Source organism: Jannaschia aquimarina, from assembly GCF_000877395.1.
Lineage (GTDB): Bacteria > Pseudomonadota > Alphaproteobacteria > Rhodobacterales > Rhodobacteraceae > Jannaschia > Jannaschia aquimarina.
The window spans coordinates 20,904-40,383 of the sequence record NZ_JYFE01000012.1 but is presented as its reverse complement, the minus strand read 5'-3'; the positions used below and the strand labels follow the sequence as shown (position 1 = coordinate 40,383).

At 69.3% G+C, this 19,480-nt stretch carries 15 protein-coding genes; 14 read left to right on the top strand and 1 reads right to left on the bottom strand.

Features of this window, described 5'->3' with window-relative positions:
* Positions 1–151: 151 nt before the first annotated feature.
* Entirely contained in the window at positions 152–2,779 is a 2,628-nt protein-coding gene (gene mutS, locus jaqu_RS01910; RefSeq protein ID WP_043917252.1) for a DNA mismatch repair protein MutS, read from the bottom strand.
* Here mutS and jaqu_RS01905 point away from each other — a divergent pair.
* The 14 genes from jaqu_RS01905 (at position 2,778) to jaqu_RS01840 (ending at position 19,479) form a co-directional block, all read left to right on the top strand.
* Entirely contained in the window at positions 2,778–4,064 is a 1,287-nt protein-coding gene (locus jaqu_RS01905) for an NAD(P)/FAD-dependent oxidoreductase (protein WP_236687719.1), read from the top strand. The genes mutS and jaqu_RS01905 overlap by 2 nt on opposite strands.
* Complete coding sequence (locus jaqu_RS01900; RefSeq protein ID WP_043917250.1) at positions 4,061–5,029, top strand: TRAP transporter substrate-binding protein; 969 nt, start codon at positions 4,061–4,063, stop codon at positions 5,027–5,029. The genes jaqu_RS01905 and jaqu_RS01900 overlap by 4 nt, the downstream gene beginning before the upstream one ends.
* Positions 5,030–5,228: 199 nt before the next feature.
* Positions 5,229–5,909: a TRAP transporter small permease gene (locus jaqu_RS01895; protein ID WP_043917249.1), complete on the top strand. Its 681-nt coding sequence runs from the start codon at positions 5,229–5,231 to the stop codon at positions 5,907–5,909.
* Entirely contained in the window at positions 5,906–7,213 is a 1,308-nt protein-coding gene (locus jaqu_RS01890) for a TRAP transporter large permease (protein ID WP_043917248.1), read from the top strand. Before jaqu_RS01895 ends, jaqu_RS01890 begins: the two co-directional genes overlap by 4 nt.
* A 2-nt stretch (positions 7,214–7,215) precedes the next feature.
* Positions 7,216–7,863, top strand: a complete 648-nt coding sequence (locus jaqu_RS01885) for an aspartate/glutamate racemase family protein (RefSeq protein ID WP_043917247.1) — start codon at positions 7,216–7,218, stop codon at positions 7,861–7,863.
* 110 nt (positions 7,864–7,973) lie between these two features.
* Positions 7,974–8,981 (top strand): TAXI family TRAP transporter solute-binding subunit, encoded by a 1,008-nt coding sequence (locus jaqu_RS01880; protein WP_043917246.1) that lies wholly within the window; start codon positions 7,974–7,976, stop codon positions 8,979–8,981.
* Positions 8,982–9,036: 55 nt separating this feature from the next.
* A complete protein-coding gene (locus jaqu_RS01875) occupies positions 9,037–11,139 on the top strand; it encodes a TRAP transporter permease (RefSeq protein ID WP_043917245.1) in 2,103 nt (700 codons plus the stop codon).
* Positions 11,140–11,237: 98 nt separating this feature from the next.
* Positions 11,238–12,275: a C4-dicarboxylate TRAP transporter substrate-binding protein gene (locus jaqu_RS01870; RefSeq protein ID WP_043917244.1), complete on the top strand. Its 1,038-nt coding sequence runs from the start codon at positions 11,238–11,240 to the stop codon at positions 12,273–12,275.
* Between the two features lie 45 nt (positions 12,276–12,320).
* Positions 12,321–12,842, top strand: a complete 522-nt coding sequence (locus jaqu_RS01865; RefSeq protein WP_043917243.1) for a TRAP transporter small permease — start codon at positions 12,321–12,323, stop codon at positions 12,840–12,842.
* Complete coding sequence (locus jaqu_RS01860; protein WP_043917242.1) at positions 12,843–14,180, top strand: TRAP transporter large permease; 1,338 nt, start codon at positions 12,843–12,845, stop codon at positions 14,178–14,180.
* Positions 14,181–14,185: 5 nt separating this feature from the next.
* Positions 14,186–14,977, top strand: a complete 792-nt coding sequence (locus jaqu_RS01855) for an IclR family transcriptional regulator (RefSeq protein WP_043917241.1) — start codon at positions 14,186–14,188, stop codon at positions 14,975–14,977.
* Between the two features lie 66 nt (positions 14,978–15,043).
* The gene (locus tag jaqu_RS01850) at positions 15,044–17,104 is read left to right on the top strand and encodes a 3-hydroxyacyl-CoA dehydrogenase NAD-binding domain-containing protein (RefSeq protein ID WP_043917240.1); all 2,061 of its coding nucleotides are present in this window, start codon (positions 15,044–15,046) and stop codon (positions 17,102–17,104) included.
* Entirely contained in the window at positions 17,101–18,273 is a 1,173-nt protein-coding gene (locus jaqu_RS01845) for an acetyl-CoA C-acyltransferase (RefSeq protein WP_043917239.1), read from the top strand. Before jaqu_RS01850 ends, jaqu_RS01845 begins: the two co-directional genes overlap by 4 nt.
* 12 nt (positions 18,274–18,285) lie before the next feature.
* Entirely contained in the window at positions 18,286–19,479 is a 1,194-nt protein-coding gene (locus jaqu_RS01840) for an acyl-CoA dehydrogenase family protein (RefSeq protein ID WP_043917238.1), read from the top strand.
* The last annotated feature ends 1 nt before the right edge of the window (position 19,480 follow it).

The window sequence follows — 19,480 nt, the reverse complement described above, 5'->3', positions numbered from 1 at the left end:
CTTCGACCCGGCTGGGGGCTCTGCCCCCAGACCCCTGGGATATTTGGAAAGCAGAGAAAGTGGGGGGGCGTGATCGGCTCGAGCGTGTCTCGAGGAGGTCAGCAGAGAGGTCGGGATGGTCGCGCGGATCGATACCCCTCCGGCGCAGAGTTCAGGGATCGGCGAGGCGGCGGAGCTCGTAGATCAGGTCGAGCGCTTCGCGGGGGGTGAGCTCGTCTGGGAGGATGTCGCGGAGGCGGGTCTCGACGGCGCCCTCCTTTGCAGGAGCGGGCGCGGGCGGGGGCGCGGATGCGGCGCTGAAGAGGGGCAAATCGTCGATCAGCGCCTTGGGCCGGGTCCCCTGTTCGCCCGACTCGAGCGCGTCCAGCACTTCGCGGGCGCGGGCGACGACGGCGGGCGGAAGGCCGGCGAGCTTGGCCACCTGTACCCCGTAGGAGCGGTCGGCGGCGCCATCGCGGACCTCGTGCAGGAAGATGACGTCGCCATCCCATTCCTTGACCGCGACGGTGCGGTTCTCGACCCCCGGCAGGCGCGCGGCCAGGGCCGTCATCTCGTGGTAATGGGTCGCGAAGAGCGCCCGGCACCGGTTCACGTCGTGCAGGTGTTCGAGCGTCGCCCACGCGATCGAGAGGCCGTCATAAGTGGCCGTGCCGCGCCCGATCTCGTCCAGGATCACGAGCGCGCGGTCGTCGGCCTGGTTCAGGATGGCCGCCGTCTCGACCATCTCGACCATGAAGGTGGAGCGGCCCCGCGCCAGATCGTCGGACGCGCCGACCCGGCTGAAGAGCTGGCTGACCGTTCCGATATGCGCCTCCGCCGCGGGGACGTAGGCGCCCATCTGCGCCAGCACGGCGATCAGCGCGTTCTGGCGCAGCCAGGTCGACTTGCCGGCCATGTTCGGTCCGGTCAGAAGGCGGATCGCGGCGCCCTCCTCGGCGGTCAGGCGGGTGTCATTGGCGACGAAGGGCTGCCCCGTGGCGCGCAGGGCCCGTTCGACGACCGGATGGCGCCCGGCCGTCACCTCGAAGGCGCGGCTGTCGTCGATCCGGGGGCGGCACCAGTCGAGGCCGCGCGCCAGATCCGCAAGCGCCGTGGTCACGTCGAGTTCGGCCAGCGCGCGGGCGCAGGCGAAGAGGTCGGGCGCGGCCGCGAGGACGGCGTCGCGCAGGGCGGCGAAGGCGCGGGCCTCCAGGTCGGCCGCGCGGGAGGCGGCGTTCAGGATACGGGTTTCGAGATCCGAGAGTTCCACCGTCGTCCAGCGAAGCTGGTTCGCCGTCGTCTGGCGGTGGATGAAGGTGTCCGCCCGCTCGCGCATGGCCGCCTCGTGGGTCGCGGTGGTTTCCACGAAGTAGCCCAGCACGTTGTTGTGCTTGACCTTGAGCGAGGCGATGCCCGTCGCCTCGGCGTATTTCGCCTGAAGCGAGGCGATCACGCCGCGACCTTCGTCGCGCAGGGTGCGAGCCTCGTCGAGTTCGTCGTCGTAGCCCGCCGCGATCGCGCCCCCGTCCGAGAGGCGGGCGGGCGGCTCGGCCACCAGCGCGCGGACCAGAAGGGCGCGCAAGTCCGGCGCGGCGGTCAGTGCGGACAGGTCCAGCGGAGGATCGGCCAGGCGCTCGGCCAAGGCCGCCCCCGCCTCGAGCCCGGCGCGGATCGCGCCGAGGTCGCGCGGGCCGCCCCGATCCAGCGAGAGACGCGACAGCGCGCGGTCCATATCCGCCGAGCGGCGCAACGTGGCGCGGATCTCGTCCGAGAGGATCGGATCCTCGACCGCCCATTGCACCGCGTCCAGCCTGTCCCGGATCGTCGCCACCCGCGTCGACGGCGCGGCGACGCGGCGTTCCAGCAGGCGCGCGCCGCCCGCCGTCACCGTCCGGTCGATGGCCCAGAGCAGCGAGCCCTCGCGCCCCCCGCTCGCGCCGCGCACCAGTTCGAGGTTGCGCCGCGTGGCCGCGTCGATCTGGAGCTGGTCCGACGCCGCCTCCCTCCGGGGCGGGCGCATGAGCGGCAGCTGGCCGCGCTGCGTGAGGTCCACGTAGTCGATCAGCGCGCCCATCGCCGCGACCTCCGGCCGGGTGAACGTGCCGAACGCCTCGAGCGAGGCGACGCCGAAGAGGCGGGTCAGCCGGTCCTCGGCCCCGGCGCTGTCGAATGAGGCGCGGGCCAGTTCGGTGACCTGTGCGCCCGCCTCCTCGACCGTCTCGCGGCGGTCGGAGCCGTCGGGCAGAAGCACCTCGCGCACGCCGAGGCGCGCCAGATCGGGCCCCAGGCGGACGGCCGGACAGGGCGCGACCCGGAACTCTCCGGTCGAGATATCGGCCCAGGCCAGCGCGCAATCGTCCCGGATCGTGGCGAAGGCGGCGAGATAGTTGTGGGCCCGCGCATCCAGCAGCGTATCCTCGGTCAGCGTGCCGGGCGTGACCAGGCGCACGATGCCGCGCTCGACCACCGCCTTGGAGCCGCCACGCTTCCTGGCCTGTTCGGGGGTTTCGAGTTGCTCGCCCACGGCGACGCGAAAGCCCTTGCGGATCAGCGTCATCAGGTAGCTTTCCGCCGAATGCACGGGCACGCCGCACATGGGAATGGGCTGGCCCAGATGCTCTCCGCGTTTGGTCAGCGAGATGTCGAGGGCCGCGGCCGCGGCCACGGCATCGTCGAAGAACAGCTCGTAAAAGTCGCCCATGCGGTAGAAGAGCAGGGCATCGCCCGCCTCTGCCTTGATCTCGAGATACTGGGCCATCATCGGTGTGACGGCCGGTTTGGCGGACGCTTTGGCGGACATGGGCGACTCCCTCCGGTGGGGGTTGGTAGGCGGGCACGAGGGGGAGGTCCACATGCGGGTTGTGGTGGCAGGCGCGGGGATCGTGGGCGTGGCGACGGCGATCTGGTGCCAGCGCGCCGGGCACGACGTGACGCTGGTGGATCGCGACGGGCCGGCGGCGGAGGCGAGCCACGGGAATGCGGGCGTGCTGGCCGCGGGCGGGGTGATCCCGGTGACGGTGCCGGGGCTGGCGCGGCGGGCGCCCGGGATGCTGCTGGACCGGTCGTCGCCCCTGTTTCTGCGCTGGGGCTACCTGCCGCGGCTGGCGGGGTTCCTGCGAGCGTATCTGGGGCATGCGACCGAGGCCCATGTGCGCCACTATGCGGGGGCGATGGCGCGGCTGCTGGGCGACGCGCAGGCGCAGCATCTGGATCTGGCGCGCGGCACGGGGGCGGAGCGGTTCGTGCATCCCCATGACTACGCCTTCGGCTACGGGTCCGACGCCGCGCGGCGGGCGGACGAGTGGGGCTGGGGGATCCGGCGCGATGCCGGTGTGCGCTTCGAGGAGGTGGCGGGCGACGCCTATGACGATCCGTTCTGGCGCGGACGGTTCGCCCGCGTCGTTGTTTGCCGGGACCATGGGCGGATCAGCGACCCAGGGGCCTATGTCGCCGCGCTCTTCGATCATTTCCGGGCCGAGGGGGGCGACTTCGTACGGGCCTCGGTCGCGGATGTGGTGCTGGAGGACGGGCGGTGCACGGCCTTGGAGACCGACGCGGGGCGCGTCGGAGGCGACGCGGTGGTCATCGCGCTGGGGGCCTGGGCGGCGCCCTTGGCGCGCAAGCTGGGCGCGCGGGCGCTGCGCTTCGAGACCGAGCGGGGCTATCACGTGGAGCTGGTCGCGCCGTCGGCCTTTCCGCGCGATTCGATGATGGTGGCCGAGGGCAAGTTCGCCGTGAACGCAATGGAGGGCCGCATCCGCTGCGCCGGGGTGGTGGAGTTCGGTGGCCTGCGCGCCCCCGCCAGCCGCGCGCCGCTGACCATGCTGCGCCGGAGGATCGCGGCGCTGTTCCCCGACCTGACCTGGAAGGAAGAGCGCGAGTGGCTGGGTCACCGCCCTGCCACCGCGGACAGCCTGCCGCTTATCGGAGAGGCATCGGGCGCCTTCCTCGCCTTCGGGCACCAGCATGTCGGGTTGACAGGTGGCCCCAAGACGGGTCGCATCGTCGCCGGGATGATCGGGAAAGAGGCCGGCGAAGACTGGTCCGCATTCGCGCCCGAGAGACACTCAGGGAGAAAGACATGAGACACGCACTGATCGCCGCGATGGCCTTCGCCACGCCCGCGCTGGCCGACGGGCACGCCCAATCCTGGGACATGCCGATGGCCTATGCGGCCTCGAACTTCCATTCCGAGATGGGCGTGGTCTTCGCCGACAAGGTCCGCGAGTACACCGACGGCGCCATCGACATCACCGTCCATGCGGGCGGCAGCCTGTTCGGCGGCGGCGACATCAAGCGCGCGATCCAGACCGGGCAGGTGCCCATCGGCGAGCGACTGATGAGCGCCCATGCCAACGAGAGCGCGCTGTTCGCCTGGGACAACGTGCCCTTCGTCGCCACCACCTTCGAGCAGAACGAGGCGCTGTGGCAGGCCGCCCGCGACGCCGTGACCGAAGAGCTGGAGGGCCAGAACCTCGTGACGCTCTATACCTGCCCGTGGCCGGGACAGGGCTTCTATTTCAACAAGGAGGTCGCCTCGTCCGAGGACACGGCCGGGCTGAAGTTCCGCAGCTACAACACCGCCACCGCCACCTTCGCCGAGGAATTGGGCATGGTGCCGGTGCAGGTCGAGGCGGCCGAGCTGTCCCAGGCGCTTGCAACGGGCGTGGCCGAAGCCTTCATCTCGTCCGGCGCCACGGGCTACGACCGCAAGGTCTGGGAGCATCTGAGCCACTATTACAAGGTCAACGCCTGGATGCCACGCAACTACGTGATGGTGAACAAGGCGGTCTGGGACGGGCTGGATGACGGCGTGAAGGAAGGGGTCCAGCGCGCCGCCGACGAGACCGCCGCCGATTGCATGGCCCGCTCGGAGGAATTGACGAATTTCTACTTCGACGAGCTGGAGAAGAACGGCATGACCGTGACCGATGCCTCCGGCACCTTCGCTGAGGAACTGGACGCGATCGGCGCCAAGATGCAGGAGCAGTGGCTGGCCGAGACCGGAGAGACCGGGCAGGCCATCCTCGACGCCTACGAAGGCAACTGAGCGTGCGGCCCCGGTCAGCCCGGCTTGCGGGCCGGGGCCTGCCGCGTCAGGGCTTCGGACCTGCGCGTTGCGGCCTGCGGACGGCAGATCGGACCGGCATGCCCGCGGCCGTGTTCCATGCCGCGAATGACGGCGAGGGATACGGTCGCTCGGCCCGCGCGGCCCCCGTTCCGTGCCCGAGGCATGGGACCGCCCGCCGATGAATGACTGGTCCCCCTTTCTGGGCCTGCCGCTCTGGGTCTGGCTGTTCGTGCTGCCGAGTGTGCTGGCGCTGGCCGCCGCCTTCGCCGGGCCGGCCATGGCCCGGGCGATGCGGCCCGTCTGGCGGGCGCTGGACGCGATCTATGTCGCGGGCGGCGTGGTGGCCGCCCTGTTCCTCGTGACGATCCTGGGCCTGATCGTGGCGCAGATGATCGCCCGCTGGACCGGCACGGCATTCCCCGGATCGACCAATTACGCGGGCTACGCGATGGCGGGGGCCAGCTTCTTCGCTCTGGCCTACGCGATGACGCGGGGGGCGCATATCCGGGTGGCGATCTTCCTGAACATCAACCCGTTCCTGTCGCGCTGGCTGGATGTCGCGGCCCTGTTCGTCGCCGCCGTCACGGCCACCTACTTCGCGCGCTTCGCCGTCAAGGCGACGATCCTGTCAGAGATGCTGAATGACCGCACGCAAGGGCAGGACCGGCTGCCGGACTGGCTGATCTCGGCCTTCCGGCTGGAATTCGAGGGTGGTACGGGCTGGTCCTACACCCCGATCTGGATCCCGCAGCTTGTCATGTCGGCCGGGGCGATCCTGCTGGCGATCTGCCTGTGGGACCTGTTGATCCGCACGCTGGCCACGCGCGAGCGGCAGATCGTGGCGGAGGCGATGGAATGACCGAACTCGCGGCGACGATCATCTTCCTGTTCACGCTGTTCCTGCTTCTGGGCGGTTCGGTCTGGGTGGGCCTTGCGCTGATGGGCGTGGCCTGGGTCGGGATGGAGCTGTTCACCGTGCGGCCCGCGGGCGACGCGATGGTGACGACGATCTGGGCGATGTCGTCGTCCTGGACGCTGACGGCGCTGCCGCTCTTCATCTGGATGGGAGAGATCCTCTACCGCACGCGCCTGTCCGAGGACATGTTCCGCGGCCTCGCGCCTTGGGTGCGGGGGCTGCCGGGGGGGCTGCTGCATACCAACATCGCGGGATGCACGCTGTTTGCGGCCGTGTCGGGTTCGTCGGCGGCGACGCTGACCACGGTGGGCAAGATGTCGATCCCGGAGCTGCGCGCGCGCGGCTATCCCGAACATATGGTCATCGGCACGCTGGCGGGCGCGGCGACGCTGGGCCTGATGATCCCTCCATCGCTGGCGCTGATCGTCTACGGCGTCTCGATAAACGAGAGCATCACCAGCCTCTTCATCGCGGGCGTCCTGCCGGGTCTCGTCCTGGCGGGCCTGTTTGCAAGCTACATCGTCGTCATGCACTACGCCCGGCCGAGCGAGCGCGCCGTCCCCGAACCGGCCATGCCGCTGGGCGAGCGGTTCCGCGAGAGCCGCTTTCTGATTCCGGTCATGTCGCTGGTGACGGTGGTGATCGGGTCCATGTTCCTAGGCTACGCCACCGCGACCGAGGCCGCCGCCGTCGGCGTGATCGGCGCGCTGCTTCTGGCGGCAGCGCAGCGGAGCCTGACCTGGGAGACCTTCACCACCGCGCTGATGGGGGCCACGCGGACCTCGGCCATGATCGCGCTGATCCTGATGGGTGCGGCGTTCCTGTCGCTGTCGATGGGATTCACCGGCCTGCCCCGCGCGCTGGCCGAGTTCATCGAGACACTGGAGCTGTCTCCGGTCACGCTGATCGCGGCGCTGACGCTGTTCTACATCATCCTCGGAATGTTCCTGGACGGGATCTCTTCGATCGTTCTGACCATCGCGATCGTGGAGCCGATGGTGCGCGCCGCCGGAATCGACCTGATCTGGTTCGGCATCTTCGTCGTCGTCGTGGTCGAGATGGCTCAGGTCACGCCGCCCATCGGGTTCAACCTGTTCGTGCTGCAGGGCATGACCGGGCACGAGATCGGCTACATCGCCAAGGTCGCGCTGCCGATGGTGGGGCTTATGCTGCTAATGGTGGTGATCCTGGTGATCTTCCCCGAGCTTGCGACCTGGCTGCCCGAATTCGTGGCGGCCCAGCGCTAGGGATGGCGGCGCCCGCCCTGACCGTGCTGATGCTGGACACGGCCTTTCCGCGGATCCCGGGCGACGTGGCCTGCCCCGCCAGCTACCGCGAGCCGGTCGAGATCCTGCGCGTACCGGTCACCGTGGCGCAGGCGGTGCATTGGCAGCCGGAGCTTCTGGACGTCGCGCCGTTCGAGGCGGCTCTGGCGCGCGCGCGGGGCGAGCTGGTCACCACCTCCTGCGGATTCCTGGCGCCGTGGCACGACCATCTCGCTCGGCTCGCGGACCGGCCGTTCCTGGCCTCGGTCCTGAACGCGCCGCCGGTCGAAGAGAGCCTGCTGCTGACCTACGATGCCTGTGCGCTGGGCCCGGCGCATCTGGCGGGCTGGCGCAACGTTGCCTTCACGGGGCTGCCGCCGGACGGGCATCTGCGCGACGTGATCGGCAACGGCCGCGACCGGATCGACTTCGCACGCGCCGAGGCGGAGGTGGTCGCGACCGTGCACCAGAACCTCACCGACCAAGAGGCCGTCGTGCTGGAATGCACCAACCTGCCGCCCTTCGCGCCCGCGCTGCGCATGGCGACGGAGCGGCCGGTCCACCACATCCTGACGGCGCTGGAGGCGCTGCGACCGGGTCTCGTGCGGCGCGAGTTCCTGACAGCCGGGTAGGCCCGCACCGGCGCGGTGCCGCGAATGGCGCTTGCCAAGTGACCTGACGGCACATGAGGATGGCGCAGGGAGGCGGCCCGCCCGGGCCGTGACAAGCAGGAGAGACTCCAATGACGTCAAGACGATCCGTGATCCTTGCCGCTGTAGTGGCGGCCGTCGGCGTGGCGGGCGCCGCATTGGCGCAGGCACCGCAATTCTTCCGCATCGGGACGGGGGGCACGGCGGGGACCTATTATCCGATAGGCGGTCTGATCGCGAACGCCATCTCGAACCCGCCGGGATCGCGCCCCTGCGAGGAGGGCGGATCCTGCGGCGTCCCGGGTCTGGTGGCCTCGGCGCTGTCGGCGAACGGCTCGGTCGCCAACGTGAACGCCATCGCGGGCGGCGCGCTGGAATCGGGCTTCGCGCAATCGGACGTCGCCACCTGGGCGCAGACCGGCACCGGCATCTGGGAGGGCCGGGACGCCGTCGAGGAGCTGCGCGCCATCGCCAACCTCTACCCGGAATCGATCCACCTGGTCGCGAGCGCGGATGCGGGCATCGCTTCGGTCGCCGACCTGGCGGGCAAGCGCGTCAGCCTGGACGAGCCGGGATCCGGCACGCTGGTGGACGCACGGATCATCCTGGACGCCTACGGCCTGTCCGAAGAGGATATCGAGCCCGAATACCTCAAGCCAAACCAGGCCGGCGAGCGGATGCGCGACGGCGCGCTGGACGCCTTCTTCTTCGTGGGCGGCTTCCCGGCGGGCGGCATCGCCGAGCTGGCCAGCCAGCACGAGATCACTCTCGTCCCCATTGCGGGCGCCGAGGCGGAAGGCATCTTCGAGGAATACGGCTTCTTCGCCGAGGACCTGATCCCGGCCGGGACCTATGAAGGCGTCGATGCGGATACGGCCACGATTTCGGTGGGCGCGCAGTGGATCACCAGCGCCAACCAGCCCGAGGAGCTGATCTACCAGATCACGGCCGCGCTCTGGAACGAGAACACGCGGAAGCTGCTGGATGCGGGCCACGCCAAGGGCGCCCAGATCACGCCGGAGACGGCGCTGGACGGGATCGGCATCCCGCTGCACCCCGGCGCGGAACGTTTCTACCTCGAAGCGGGCCTGCTTCAGTAAAGACCAGACGGGGGGCGCCGATTGCGCCCCCCGAATTCCATCCGGAGGGCGGGACATGGCCGAGCAACGCAGCGGCGCGGGCGCGTCAGGTCAGGGCCGGGGGGCCGGACAGGCGGAGACGGACCGCGAGTTGAGCGCCGAGGAGCTGCGCGAGATCGAGGAACGCTTCGACCCCGAGAGCCGCTTTCGCCCCCTGAGCAAACCCCTGACCCGCGCGATCACCGTCGCGCTCTTCGTCCTGTCGGTCTACCACACCTACACCGCCGGGTTCGGCATCCCGCGGGCCACCAACCATATGGGCCTGCATCTGTCCTTCACCCTGGGCCTGATCTTTCTGTCCTTCGCGATCTGGGGCCGGGGCGAGACCGAGCCCGGCCTGCTGAGGCCACTGGGCCTGCCGGTCTGGGACTGGGCCCTGGCGATCCTGGGGATCGTGTCGGCCTATTACGTCGCCTGGATCTACGACGACCTCGCCTTTCGGGTCGGCAACCCGAACGCCACCGACCTGACGATGGGCACGATCCTGATCCTCGTCCTGCTGGAGGCGACGCGGCGGGCGATGGGCTGGCCGCTGCCCGTCATCGCGCTGTTGTTCATGGCCTACGCCTATTTCGGTCAGTCGATGCCCGGCGTGCTGCAACATCCCGGCGCGTCCTGGAGCAACATCGTCAACCATCTCTACCTGACCAGCCAGGGCATCTACGGCACCGCGCTGATCGTCATCTCGACCTACGTGTTCCACTTCGTCCTGTTCGGCGTACTGGCGACGCGGATCGGGCTGGGGCAGTTGTTCATCGACATGGCCTCGGCCGTGGCGGGGCGGTTCTCGGGCGGGCCCGCGAAGGTGTCGGTGCTGTCTTCGGCGATGCTTGGCTCGATCTCGGGCTCGTCGATCGCGAACACGGTGACGACCGGCGCGCTGACGATCCCGGCGATGCGCAAGATCGGCTACCCGAAGCATTTCGCCGCCGCCGTGGAGGCCGCCGCCTCGACCGGGGGGCAGATCACGCCACCCGTCATGGGCGCCGTCGCCTTCCTGATGATCGAATATCTGGGCGTCCCGCTGACGACGATCCTGACGGCGGCGCTGGTGCCCGCCTTCATGCACTTCTTCGGCGTGATCGTTCAGGTCCACCTGGAGGCCAAGCGCCGCGGTCTGCGGGGCCTGAGCCGCGACGAGATCCCGCGCGTGATGGCCGTGCTGGCCCGCGACTGGCTCACGGTGGTGCCGCTCATCCTGCTGGTGTCGATCCTGCTTTCGGGACGCACGCCCTACAACGCCGCCTTCTGGGGCATCCTGTCCTGCATCGCGGTGGGTCTGGCGCAGACCGGGCTTGCGCGGCTGGGCTGGATGAACCCGACCTGCCGGCTGGGCTGGCGCGACCTGATCGACGCGTTCGTGCAGGGCGCGCGGATGTCGCTGTCGGTGACGGCGGCCGCCGCGCTGGTGGGCGTCATCATCGGGGTCGTCACGCTGACCGGCGTCGGCTTCAAGATCGTCTATCTGGTCACCTCGACCGCAGGGCAATGGGCCGAGGCGGTGACGCCCATCGTGCCGTTCCTGACCGACCCGGCGGGTCTGACGCTGCTGTTCACGCTGCTCATGACGGCGCTGGTCTGCGTGCTGATGGGCTGCGGCATCCCGACCACGGCGAACTACCTGATCATGATCGCCATCGCCGCCCCGATCCTTGGCGCGCTGGGGGTGCAGCCCATCGTGGCCCACTTCTTCGTCTTCTATTACGGCGTGTTGGCGGACATCACGCCGCCGGTGGCGCTGGCCGCCTATGCGGCGGCGGGGATCGCGGGGGCGGATCCGTTCAAGGCGGGCAACACGGCGTTCCGGCTGGGGATGGGCAAGGTGCTGGTGCCCTTCGTCTTCGTGTTCTCTCCGTCGTTGCTGATCGTGGTGGACGGGTTCACCTGGGGCGAATTCTGGCTCGCGACTCTGGGCGCGATGGCGGGGATCTACGCGCTGTCTGCCGCCTTTGCGGGCTGGCTGTTCGGGCCGCTCTACGCCTTCGAGCGGGCGCTGATGGCGGTGGCGGCGATCCTGCTGGTCGCGCCGAGCCCGTGGCCAACCGCAATCGGCGTCGTGCTGGTGCTGCCGACGGCCCTGCGACAGATCCTGGGGCGGGGGCAGCCCGCTTCGGGATAGGGCGGACGGGATGCTTGCCAGCGCGGGCGCGACCTCCTAACGTTTCAATCAGCCGAACGCTATTTCGCATAGCGGAACAGGCATAGGGAGGAGACATAATGAGACGACTTTGCACGGCGGCCGTGGCGCTCGGCCTGTCGGTGGGCGCGGCATGGGCCCAGACGAACCTGATCCTGGGCGAGGCCGGGCCGAACCGGGGCGCACGGGCCGCGGCGCTGCAACACTTCGTGGACACCGCCGAGGCCAATGCCGACCTTCAGATCGACGTCCAGTGGGGCGGCGCCCTGTTCAAGGCCAATGCCGCGCGCCAGTCCATCTCCGACGGCGTCGCCGATCTGGGCACAATCATCGGCGTCTACTTCCCGCAGGAAATGGTGGGCTACGGAATCGCCGACCTGCCGCTGCAGAACGCCGATCCCTGGGTCGGCATGCGCGCCACCGACGAGCTGATGCGCGGCTCGGAGGCGATCCAGGCGAGCCTTGCGGACCAGAACCTCGTCTATCTGGGGACCTTCACCACGAGCGCGGTGAATATCGGCTGCAAGGACGCCGCCATCCGCAGCGTCGCCGATATCGAGGGGCTCAAGGTCCGGGGCGTCGGCGCCTACGGCAAGACCTTCGGCGATCTGGGCGCCAACATGGTCGCGATGTCGATCTACGACGCCTATCAGGGGCTCGATACCGGCCTTCTGGACTGTTCGCAGGGCTATTCCTACGCGGTCGCCGCGCTCAAGCAGCAGGAGGTGATGACCTCCTACACGCTGCTGGATTGGGGACAGGTCGGGGCGCTTGGCATCTTCATGAACAAGGACGTCTATGATGGCCTGCCGGACGACGTGAAGACCGCTCTGAACGATGCGGGCGTCGCAATGGCCGACAAGATGGGCGAACTGGTCACGGCCGACAACGAGGCCGCCATCGAGACGATGCGCGCGGCCGGCGTGGAGATCATCGAGCTGGACGCCGCCGAGCGCGACGCCCTGATCGAGCGCGGGCGCACCTATGTCGACGAGTGGGTGGAGAACGCGAACGACATGGGCCTCGACGGCGCGGCGCTGCTGGAGGAATACCGCGCGCTGCTCGAAAAGTACGAAGGTCTGCGCGACAGCCAGGGCTACCCCTGGGAGCGGAGCTGAGCCGGAGCGGGGCGCCTTCGGGCGCCCCCCTTGGCGGGCTGACCCATGCTGGCACGGATCGAACGGCTGCTGCTTGACCTGTCGGTCTTCGCGATCGCGGGCCTCGGCCTGTTGATCACTGCGAACGTCGTGGCGCGGGCGGCGTTCAACACGGGGATCCCCGACGCCATCGTCATGGTGCGCGAATTGATGGTGGCGGCCATCGTGCTGCCATTGGCGGCCGCGACGGCCGCCCGGTCGCATATCGTGGTCGAGTTCGTGACCAAGATGATGCCCGCGCGCCTGCAGGACTACCTGATCGTCTTCGGCAGCCTGTTCGGCCTCTTCGCGCTGGCGCCGCTGATCTGGGCCGGGTGGCGCGAGGCGGCCTCGACCCTGCAGTCGGGCACATTCTTCTTCGGAGAGCTGTCGCTGCCGAAATGGCCCGGCCGAGTGGTCTTCCTGGTGGGCTTGTCCTTCTGCTGGCTGCGGCTGGCGGTGATGGTCGCGGGCGACCTGCGGACGATCCGGGCGGGCGGGCATCTGGACGCGCCCGAGACGGCCAAGGACCTGCTGGAGGACCCCTAGATGGACGGAGGCACGATCGGCCTGGTGGCCTTTGCCGCCGTCATCGGCCTGCTCGCGATCCGGGTGCCGATCGCCTTTGCGCTGGCGGGTGTCGCGGCGATGGGCAGCTTCGTGCTGTTCGCATTCCGCACCGGGGATTTCACGCCGCTGCGGGCGCTGCGGCCCACCGTCTCTATGATCTTCTCGAACTCGTTCGACCTGATCCATTCCTACGACCTGTCGATGATCCCGCTCTTCGTGGCGTTGGGACACATCGCCTACCGGGCGGACATCACCACCAAGATCTACTACGCCGCCCGCGTCTGGCTGGCCCGTGTGCCGGGCGGCGTGGCGATGGCGAGCGTGATGGGCTGCGGCGGCTTTTCGGCGATCACCGGGTCGTCCATCGCCTGCGCCTCGACGATGGGGCGCATCTGCTCGCCCGAGATGCTGCGAATGGGCTACGACAAGCGTCTTGCCACCGCGTCAGTCGCGGCGGGGGGCACCCTGGGCAGCCTGATCCCGCCCTCGGTTCTGTTCATCATCTACGGCATCTTCACCGAGACCTCGATCTCGTCCCTGTTCCTGGCGGGCATCTTGCCCGGCCTTCTGTCGCTGCTGGGCTTCCTGCTGGTGATCGGCATCTGGGTCTGGCGCGACCCCGACGCCGCGCCGACGCCGGACGAGACCACGACCCTGCGCGACCGGGCCCGCGCCGCCTGGGCGGCCTGGCCTGCCGTCCTGCTCTTCGTCATCATCGTCGGCGGCATCTATGGCGGCATCTTCACCGCGACCGAAGCGGCCGCCGTCTGCGTGGTCGCCGCCGTCCTGATCGGGTTCGCCCAACGCCGCCTGACCCTGCGCAGCCTGCTGGAGGCGGGCCGCGAGACGGCGATCCAGACCGCGTCGATCTTCCTGATCGCGGCGGCGGCCAAGATCTTCGTCGCCTTCATCGCGCTGACCGGCGTCGCGCCCGAGATCGTCGGCGCCGTCACCGCGGCACAGCCCTCGCCGGTCCTGCTGATGCTGGCCATCGCGCTGATCTACCTGCTGCTCGGCATGTTCCTGGACCCGATCGGGATCATGGTCCTGACCCTGCCGCTGATGATCCCGCTGGTGGAAAGCTACGGCTTCGATCTGATCTGGTTCGGCGTCGTCGTCATCAAGCTGCTGGAGATCGGGCTGATCACGCCGCCCGTGGGACTGAACGTGTTCGTCATCGCGAATGTCGTCGGGCGCGACGTGCCGCTGGACCGGATCTTCGCGGGCATCCTGCGGTTTCTGACGGTGGACGTGCTGGTACTGCTGGCGATCATGGCGTTCCCCGTGATCTCTCTGTTGATCCCCTATTCGATGTGACCCCGATGGACGACCAGACCGACCGCCGCTTCGCCACCACTCTCGCCCGGGGGCTGTCCGTGCTGCGCGCCTTTCGCCCGTCTGATGACGGCTTGTCGAACGGCGAACTGGCGCAGCGGACGGGGCTGCCGAAATCCACCGTTTCGCGGCTGACCTTCACGCTAGGGCGGCTGGGCTATCTGACGCAGGCGGGACGCGGCGACCGGTACCGGCCGGGGCCGTCGCTTCTGGCGCTGGGGAACGTGGCGGCGGCCTCGATCTCTTTCGTCGAACTGTCGGGGCCCCTGATGCAGCGCGTGGCGGACGAGACCGGGACGCTGGCGCTGCTGCTGGTGCGGGACGGGGCGCGGATGCTGATCGCCAAGACCTGGCGGCCGTCCGGCGTGTCGTCGCTGTGGCTGGAAGTGGGGCACCGGCCGCCGCTGAACGGCTCGTCCTCGGGCCATGCCTTCCTGGCCAGCCTCTCCGAGCCGGACTTCGCCGCCGTGGTGGCCGAGGCCCGGGGCGACCGCGGCCTGACACCTGAGCGCGCGGCCGAGATCCGGCGCGAGGCGGGGGCGCAGGTGATGACGCGGGGCTACGTGATCGCCCCGCCGGATTCCTATTTCGCCGCCGGAATCCACGCCGTCTCGGCCCCGTTCCATGCCGCCGACACCGCGGAGCCGGTCGTCTTCACCTGCGGAGCGGGGCCGGACGTTTTGTCGGTCGAGCGGATGGAGGCGGAGGTCGGACCCCGTCTGCGCGACGCCGTGCGAGAGCTGGAGCGGATGACGGGCCGCCGGTCGCCCGATCTATAGCGTTCCGCGATGCGGAACAGGGGGTTGCATGTTGAAACAAAGCCGACGGCTGGGTAGAGGAACGCGATGGACCCCGTGAGAACCGAGATCGAGGGCCGCGTCGCCGTCGTCACCATCGACAACCCGCCGGTGAACGCCTTGTCGGCCGCCGTCCGGGCCGGTCTGGCCGCGGCGATCGCCGACGCGGAGAGAGGGCCAGCCGAGGCGATCCTGATCCTGGGCGCCGGGCGGCTGTTCATAGGGGGTGCCGACATCTCGGAATTCGGCAAGCCGCCCGTCGAACCATTTCTGCCGGACGTGATCGCTGCAATCGAGGCCTGCCCCAAGCCCGTCGTCGCGGCGATCCACGGCACCTCGCTCGGCGGTGGGCTGGAGGTGGCGTTGGGCTGCCATTACCGGCTGGCGATGCCGGGGACGAAGCTCGGACTGCCCGAGGTGACGCTGGGCATCCTGCCGGGCTCCGGGGGCACGCAGCGGACGCCCCGTCTGACGGGTCTGCGCGCGGCCGCCGAGATGATTACCGGCGGGCGGCCGGTCGGCGCCGAGGCGGCGCGAGAGATGGGTCTGATCGATCGGATCGGCGAGGGCGAGGTCCGCACCGCCGGGCTGGCCTATGCAGAGGAACTGGCCGGCAGCGCGCCGCGCCCCACGGGCGGGATGGCCGCGCCCGAGGCAGAGGATCTGTCGGACCTGCGCAAGACGCTGCAGGCGAGGGCTCGCGGCCAGGTCGCCCCGCTGGTCGCGCTGGAGGCGGTCGAAACGTCCGCCCGCCTGCCTTTCGCCGATGGTCTGGCCGAGGAGCGGCGGCTCTTCCATCACCTGATGGAGACGCCCCAGCGCGCGGGCCTGATCCACGCCTTCTTTGCCGAACGCGCCGTCGCCAAGGTGCCCGGGATCAAGGGCGTCGCCCCGCGCGACATCGGCCATGTCGGTATCGTCGGCGGCGGCACGATGGGCTCGGGCATCGCGACGGCCGCGCTGCTTTCGGGCCTGCGCGTCACGCTGGTCGAGCGGGACACCGACGCGCTGGATCGCGCGCGCGCGACGATCGGCAAGAACCTCGACGCCGCCGAGAAGCGCGGCAAGCTGAAGGATCGTGCCGCGGTCGAAGGGGCTCTGACGCTGGCGCTGGATTACGACGCGCTGTCCGAGGCGGATCTCGCGGTCGAAGCGGTGTTCGAGGCGATGGACGTCAAGCGGGAGGTCTTTGCCGCGCTGGACGCCGCGATGAGGCCGGGCGCGGTGCTGGCGACGAACACCTCCTATCTGGACGTGAACGAGATCGCGGCGGCCACGTCGCGGCCGGCAGACGTGATCGGCCTGCACTTCTTCTCGCCTGCCCATGTCATGAAACTGCTGGAGGTGGTCGTGGCCGACGAAACGGCACCTGATGTCGTCGCCACCGGCTTTGCGCTGGCCAAGCGGCTGGGCAAGATCGCCGTGCGCGCGGGCGTCTGCGACGGCTTCATCGGCAATCGCATCCTGTCGGCCTATCGCGCCGCCGCCGATCACATGGTGCTGGACGGCGCCAGCCCCTATCAGGTCGACCGCGCGATCCGGGGCTTCGGCTTTCCCATGGGGCCCTATCAGGTCAGCGATCTGGCCGGGCTGGATATCGGGTTCATGACCCGCGAACGGAAAGCCGCGACGGCCCATCCGAAGGACCGGCGTCCGGTCTTTGCCGACGCGCTCTATCATGCCGGTCAGCTGGGGCGGAAGGCGGGTCGCGGCTATTACGACTATTCCGACGACCCCAAGGGCCGTGAGGATCCGGAGGTCGCGCGCATCGTCGCCGAGGCGCAGGAGGGCCAGCGCGCCTTCACCGACGAGGAGATCGTCCGGCGCTACATGGCGGCCATGGTCAACGAGTCAGCCCGCGTGGTCGACGAGGGCATCGCCGCGCGCCCGCTGGACGTCGATGTCGTCCTGCTGCACGGCTACGGGTTCCCGCGCCACAGGGGCGGCCCGATGCACTGGGCGGATGCAGAGGGGATGGACCGCATCCTGGCCGATATCCGCGCCTTCGCCGAGGAGGACGACCATTTCTGGCGTCCCGCACCCTTGCTGGAGCGACTGGTGGCCGAGGGACGAACCTTCGCCGATCTCAACACGGGAGGACGGGCATGACCGATGCCGTCATCGTCTCGGTCGCGCGGACCGGCATCGGCAAGGCCGGACGCGGATCGTTCAACGCCACCCACGGCGCCACGATAGGCGGCCATGTCGCGGCCGCCGCCGTCGAGCGGGCGGGGCTGGACCCCGCTCTGATCGAGGACAGCATCTGGGGCTGCGGCTTTCCCGAGCATGTCACCGGCGGCAACATCGCCCGGCAGATCGTCCTGCGCGCGGGCCTGCCCGTCTCGGTGGCGGGCACGACGGTGAACCGCTTCTGCGCCAGCGGCTTGCAGGCGATCGCGATGGGGGCCCACATGATCGGCGAAGGCGCTGGCGCCGTCCTGGTCGGCGGGCTTGAGAGCATCAGCCTGGTTCAGCCGCCTCCCCGTCATTCGCGCGAAGCCTGGATCGAGACGCATCGCCCGGATCTCTACCTGCCGATGATCGAAACGGCCGATATCGTGGCCGAACGCTACGGCATCGACCGCGAGGCGCAGGACGCCTTGGGCCTGCAGAGCCAGGAACGGACCGCCGCCGCGCAGGAGGCCGGCCGGTTCGATGCGGAGATCGTGCCGATCACCGTCACGATGCGCGTCGAGGACCGCGAGACCGGCGAGACGAGCGAGCGCGAGGTGACCGTGACCCGCGATGAATGCAACCGGCCCGGCACGACGCTGGAGGGGCTGCGCAAGCTCTCTCCGGTGCGGGGGGAGGACCGGTTCGTTACCGCCGGAAACGCATCGCAGCTTTCCGACGGGGCGGCGGCGCTTGTGATGACATCCGCCGAACTCGCGGAGCGCGAGGGGCTGGAGCCCCTGGGCCGGTTCCGCGGCTTCGCCGTCGCCGGATGCGAGCCCGACGAGATGGGCATCGGCCCCGTCTTCGCGGTGCCCCGCCTGTTGGAGCGGCACGGGCTGGGCGTGGACGAGATCGACCTGTGGGAATTGAACGAGGCCTTCGCCTCGCAGGCGCTCTATTGCCGCGACCGGCTGGGCATCGACAACGACCGGATGAATGTCGACGGCGGATCCATCGCGGTCGGTCATCCGTTCGGAATGACGGGGGCCCGGATGACCGGGCACCTGATGCTGGAGGGCCGGCGCCGGGGCGCCAGGCTGGGCGTCGTCACGATGTGCGTCGGAGGCGGTCAGGGCGCCGCCGGCCTGTTCGAGATCTTCTGAAAGGAGACGGCCATGAACCTGGACTACACCGACGATCAGAAGGCCTTCCGCCAGGAGGTGCGCGAGTTCCTCGCCGCCGAGTTACCCGCGCGGCTGTCGGACAAGGTGCGCGCCGGGCAGGCGCTGTCGAAGGCCGACCACGAGGAATGGCACGCCATCCTGAACGCGCGTGGCTGGCTGGCGGGCAACTGGCCGAAGGAATTTGGCGGTACCGGTTGGGATGCCGTCGAGCGCCATATCTTCGAAGAGGAGACGACCGCCGCCCATGCCCCGCGCATCGTGCCCTTCGGCCTGCACATGCTGGGACCCGTCCTGCAGAAGTTCGGATCGAAGGCGCAGCAGGATCACTGGCTGCCCCGGATCCTTTCGGGAGAGGATTGGTGGTGCCAGGGCTATTCGGAGCCGGGCGCGGGGTCTGATCTGGCCTCGCTGAAATGCGAAGCGGTGCGCGACGAGGATCACTACGTCGTCAACGGCCAGAAGACGTGGACGACGCTCGGCCAGCACGCGAACATGATCTTCTGCCTCGTGCGCACCTCGAAGGAGGGCAAGCCGCAAGAGGGGATCAGCTTCCTTCTGATCGACATGGAGAGCCCGGGCGTCGAGGTCCGCCCCATTACCCTTCTGGATGGCGGGGTCGAGGTGAACGAGGTCTGGTTCTCGGATGTCCGCGTGCCCGCCGAGAACCTGGTGGGCGACGAGAACAAGGGCTGGACCTATGCCAAGTACCTGCTGACCCATGAGCGGACGAACATCGCGGGGGTGGGGTTCGCGAATGCGGGGCTGCAATCGCTGAAGCGGATCGCACGGGCCGAGCGGGATGGCGACCGCGCCCTGATCGAGAACCCCCATTTCGCCGCCCGGATCGCGCGGGTCGAGATCGACCTGATGGCGATGGCCACGACCAATCTGCGCGTCGTTTCGGCCGCTGCGGCCGGTCAGGCGCCGGGCCCGGAATCCTCGATGCTGAAGCTCAAGGGGACCGTCATCCGGCAAGAGATCAACGCGCTGACCAAGGCGGCCGTCGGGCCCTGGGCGATCCCGTTCCAGTCCGAAGCGCTGGAAGGTGCCAACGAGCCATCCGCCGGTCCCGATTACGCGATGCCGGCGACGCGGACCTATCTGAACAATCGCAAGCTCTCGATCTATGGCGGGTCGAACGAGGTGCAGCGGTCGATCATCGCCAAGACGATGCTGGAGCTGTGAG

Excerpts from the sequence above, each read along its gene's own strand:
- jaqu_RS01905 (WP_236687719.1), top strand. The coding sequence starts at position 2,778 with ATGGGCGACTCCCTCCGGTGGGGGTTGGTAGGCGGGCACGAGGGGGAG.
- mutS (WP_043917252.1), bottom strand. The coding sequence starts at position 2,779 with ATGTCCGCCAAAGCGTCCGCCAAACCGGCCGTCACACCGATGATGGCC.
- jaqu_RS01900 (WP_043917250.1), top strand. The coding sequence starts at position 4,061 with ATGAGACACGCACTGATCGCCGCGATGGCCTTCGCCACGCCCGCGCTG.
- jaqu_RS01895 (WP_043917249.1), top strand. The coding sequence starts at position 5,229 with ATGAATGACTGGTCCCCCTTTCTGGGCCTGCCGCTCTGGGTCTGGCTG.
- jaqu_RS01890 (WP_043917248.1), top strand. The coding sequence starts at position 5,906 with ATGACCGAACTCGCGGCGACGATCATCTTCCTGTTCACGCTGTTCCTG.
- jaqu_RS01885 (WP_043917247.1), top strand. The coding sequence starts at position 7,216 with ATGGCGGCGCCCGCCCTGACCGTGCTGATGCTGGACACGGCCTTTCCG.
- jaqu_RS01880 (WP_043917246.1), top strand. The coding sequence starts at position 7,974 with ATGACGTCAAGACGATCCGTGATCCTTGCCGCTGTAGTGGCGGCCGTC.
- jaqu_RS01875 (WP_043917245.1), top strand. The coding sequence starts at position 9,037 with ATGGCCGAGCAACGCAGCGGCGCGGGCGCGTCAGGTCAGGGCCGGGGG.
- jaqu_RS01870 (WP_043917244.1), top strand. The coding sequence starts at position 11,238 with ATGAGACGACTTTGCACGGCGGCCGTGGCGCTCGGCCTGTCGGTGGGC.
- jaqu_RS01865 (WP_043917243.1), top strand. The coding sequence starts at position 12,321 with ATGCTGGCACGGATCGAACGGCTGCTGCTTGACCTGTCGGTCTTCGCG.
- jaqu_RS01860 (WP_043917242.1), top strand. The coding sequence starts at position 12,843 with ATGGACGGAGGCACGATCGGCCTGGTGGCCTTTGCCGCCGTCATCGGC.
- jaqu_RS01855 (WP_043917241.1), top strand. The coding sequence starts at position 14,186 with ATGGACGACCAGACCGACCGCCGCTTCGCCACCACTCTCGCCCGGGGG.
- jaqu_RS01850 (WP_043917240.1), top strand. The coding sequence starts at position 15,044 with ATGGACCCCGTGAGAACCGAGATCGAGGGCCGCGTCGCCGTCGTCACC.
- jaqu_RS01845 (WP_043917239.1), top strand. The coding sequence starts at position 17,101 with ATGACCGATGCCGTCATCGTCTCGGTCGCGCGGACCGGCATCGGCAAG.
- jaqu_RS01840 (WP_043917238.1), top strand. The coding sequence starts at position 18,286 with ATGAACCTGGACTACACCGACGATCAGAAGGCCTTCCGCCAGGAGGTG.